4 protein-coding genes are annotated in these 3133 nt (G+C 50.9%); all 4 read left to right on the top strand.

The annotated features are described in order from the left end of the window. Positions 1 to 1361, top strand: a 1361-nt coding sequence (gene ubiB, locus C9J01_RS29275; protein WP_107301570.1) for a ubiquinone biosynthesis regulatory protein kinase UbiB, incomplete at its 5' end; no start/stop codon positions are given. Positions 1362 to 1429: 68 nt separating this feature from the next. Continuing rightward, positions 1430 to 1687 carry a Sec-independent protein translocase subunit TatA gene (gene tatA, locus C9J01_RS29270; protein WP_107301569.1) on the top strand — a complete coding sequence of 86 codons (258 nt, stop codon included), beginning with the start codon at positions 1430 to 1432 and terminating at the stop codon, positions 1685 to 1687. Positions 1688 to 1690: 3 nt separating this feature from the next. Then, positions 1691 to 2032 (top strand): Sec-independent protein translocase protein TatB, encoded by a 342-nt coding sequence (gene tatB / locus C9J01_RS29265; protein WP_107301568.1) that lies wholly within the window; start codon positions 1691 to 1693, stop codon positions 2030 to 2032. Between the two features lie 11 nt (positions 2033 to 2043). Next, positions 2044 to 2796 (top strand): Sec-independent protein translocase subunit TatC, encoded by a 753-nt coding sequence (gene tatC, locus C9J01_RS29260; protein WP_107301567.1) that lies wholly within the window; start codon positions 2044 to 2046, stop codon positions 2794 to 2796. Positions 2797 to 3133 lie beyond the last annotated feature (337 nt).

Raw genomic sequence — 3133 nt, 5'->3', positions numbered from 1 at the left:
TGTTGCAAGACCAGGTTGCGCCGTTCGATGGCCGCCTCGCTAAGCAGCAGATGGAAAAAGCCCTGGGTGGCCCGCTTGAGACGTGGTTCGATGATTTTGATGAGGTGCCATTGGCATCGGCGTCAATTGCCCAAGTGCATACCGCAACCTTGAAGGAAACCGGCAAGGAAGTGGTGCTTAAGGTGATCCGCCCGGATATCCTACCGGTGATCAAGGCCGATATTACCCTGATGTACCGCATGGCTGGCCTGCTAGCCAAGGTTTTGCCGGATGCGCGCCGTCTGCGCCCGGTCGAAGTGGTCCGCGAGTACGAGAAAACCTTGCTCGACGAGCTGAACCTGATGCGAGAGGCCGCCAATGGTATCCAGCTAAGGCGTAATTTCGAAGATAGCCACATGCTGTATGTGCCTGAGGTGTACACTGACCTTAGCCGGGAAAACCTGCTGGTCATGGAGCGTATCTATGGTATCCAGGTGTCGGATATCGATGCGCTGGTGGCTAACGGTACCGACATGAAACTGCTGTCGGAAAATGCCGTGACGATCTTTTTTACCCAGGTATTCCGTGACAGCTTCTTCCATGCTGACATGCACCCGGGCAATATCTTTGTGGCACGGGAGAACCCGGAAAACCCGCAGTGGATTGCCCTCGACTGCGGCATTGTCGGCAGCTTGAACCGTGAGGACAAACGCTACCTAGCCGAAAACCTGCTAGCGTTTTTCAACCGGGATTACCGCAAGGTGGCAGAGTTGCATGTTGATTCTGGCTGGGTGCCGGAAGATACCAATATCGACGAGTTTGAGTTCGCGATCCGTACTGTGTGCGAGCCGATTTTCGAAAAGCCACTGGCCGAGATCTCGTTTGGCCATGTGTTGCTTAACCTGTTTAATACCGCGCGCCGCTTCAATATGGAAGTGCAGCCACAGTTGGTATTGTTGCAGAAAACCTTATTATACGTAGAAGGATTGGGACGCCAGTTATACCCGCAACTCGATTTGTGGGATACCGCCAAACCTTTCCTAGAAGACTGGATGTCTCGTCAGGTCGGTCCGCAGGCCGTGATTGACGGGGTGAAAACCCGGGCGCCATTCTGGGCTGAGAAATTACCGGAGCTACCGGAATTACTTTACGATAGTTTGCGCCAAGGCAATGCGCTGAACCAACGTATCGATAAACTCTACGACAACTTCATGGAGAGTCGACGTTACCAGGGCCAGGCAAGGTTCTACTTTGGCATTGGTGCAACTCTGGTTGTATGTTCTGCCATACTTTTTAGTAATCACATTGAAAACTATTCGGCTATCAGTGCTGCAATGGGGGTCACGTTTTGGTTACTTGGGTGGCGTGCTTGCCGTAAATAGACGGTAAAGTATGCAGCCAACACATATACGATTCGTTATTAACCACAATTAGCTGAGGTAAAACAAGCATGGGTGGTATCAGTATCTGGCAATTGCTAATCATTGCACTAATCATTGTTCTGCTGTTCGGAACCAAGAAGTTGCGTACATTGGGCGGTGACTTGGGCTCTGCCGTGAAAGGTTTCAAAAAGGCTATCAGTGATGATGAGCCTTCTGCTGCTAAGAAAGACGCAGCAGCTGATGCGGACTTCGATCAGAAGAAACTAGCTGATGAACAGCAGGGTGATCAGGCTCAGAAGAGCCAGAAAGACAAAGAGCAGGTTTAACACGTGTTTGATATCGGGTTCTGGGAACTAATACTGATCTCCGTGGTGGGATTGGTTGTACTGGGGCCGGAACGCCTACCTGTCGCGATACGTAGCGTATCGCGCTGGATTGGGGCTGCACGTAATATGGCGAACTCGGTCAAGGATGAACTGAACCAGGAACTCAAGATCCAGGAACTTCAGGAAAACTTGAAAAAAGCCGAGCAAATGGGGATGAAAGATCTCTCGCCAGAGCTGAGGGACACTGTTGAGGAGCTGAAGAAAGCAGCATCCGATGTGCAGCGTCCTTATGGCGACAAAAAAGACGAGCAGTCCTCGGCGACGACCTCTCAAAAGCAGGATTAATATAAGTCACTATGTCTACTGTTGAAGACACGCAACCGTTATTCAGCCACTTGCTTGAGCTGCGTAACCGGCTGTTGCGTTCCATCCTGAGTGTCATTGTGGTTTTTCTTGGCCTGGTGTGGTTTGCCAACGACATTTATGCCTTCATCTCTGCGCCTTTGGTAGAACGTCTACCAGAAGGCGCGAGTATGATCGCTACAGATGTGGCATCGCCATTCTTTACGCCAATTAAGCTCACCTTGGTGACCTCGGTGTTTATTGCTGTGCCGATGATCTTGTATCAGGTTTGGGCCTTTGTGGCACCGGGGCTGTACAAGCATGAGCGCAAGCTGATTATGCCGCTGCTGTTTTCCAGCTCGCTGCTGTTCTATGCGGGTGTGGCTTTTGCTTACTTTGTGGTATTTCCACTGGTATTTAGCTTCTTTACCAAAACAGCACCGGAAGGGATCACGGTAGCGACGGATATAGCCAGTTACCTGGACTTTGTCCTCGCACTGTTCTTGGCATTCGGTATTGCGTTTGAAATCCCAGTGGCCATTATCCTGCTGTGCTGGACAGGGGCCACGGATCCAGAAAGCCTGCGAACAAAAAGGCCGTATATCATCGTCGGTGCCTTCGTGGTAGGTATGATGCTGACGCCGCCAGACATGATCTCGCAGACCCTACTGGCGATTCCGATGTGCCTGTTGTTTGAGGTTGGCTTGTTCTTCTCACGCTTCTATGTCCGTGAGCAAGAAGAAGACGATGCTGCTGAAGAACAGTAAGGCATTCAAAACCCTGTGTTACAGGCAAGAAAAACCGGCTGAGGCCGGTTTTTTTATGTCTGGAGTTTGGGAAACTGGCCTAAGAGGCTAGAGGCTAGAGGCTAGAGGCTAGAGGCTAGAGGCTAGAGGCTAGAGGCTAGAGGCTAGAGGCTAGAGGCTAGAGGCTAGAGGCTAGAGGCTAGAGGCTAGAGGCTAGAGGCTAGAGGCTAGAGTGATATGACCCCCGTAAAGTAGACACGGGGGTTAATTTCTCAGTTCGTACATCATGGGACTCAATCCACCATTAGTCCCATGCCTTCTGACTACATTGTAATAGCCATTGATATAGTTGCGACAC

It is taken from the genome of Photobacterium rosenbergii (assembly GCF_003026455.1).
GTDB lineage: Bacteria > Pseudomonadota > Gammaproteobacteria > Enterobacterales > Vibrionaceae > Photobacterium > Photobacterium rosenbergii.
Note: the sequence above shows the minus strand (reverse complement) of the source record. Positions and strands in the feature narration are given on the sequence as shown.

What these genes read in the sequence shown, in the direction of transcription:
- tatA (WP_107301569.1), top strand. Translation starts at nt 1,430, where the DNA reads ATGGGTGGTATCAGTATCTGGCAATTGCTAATCATTGCACTAATCATT.
- tatC (WP_107301567.1), top strand. Translation starts at nt 2,044, where the DNA reads ATGTCTACTGTTGAAGACACGCAACCGTTATTCAGCCACTTGCTTGAG.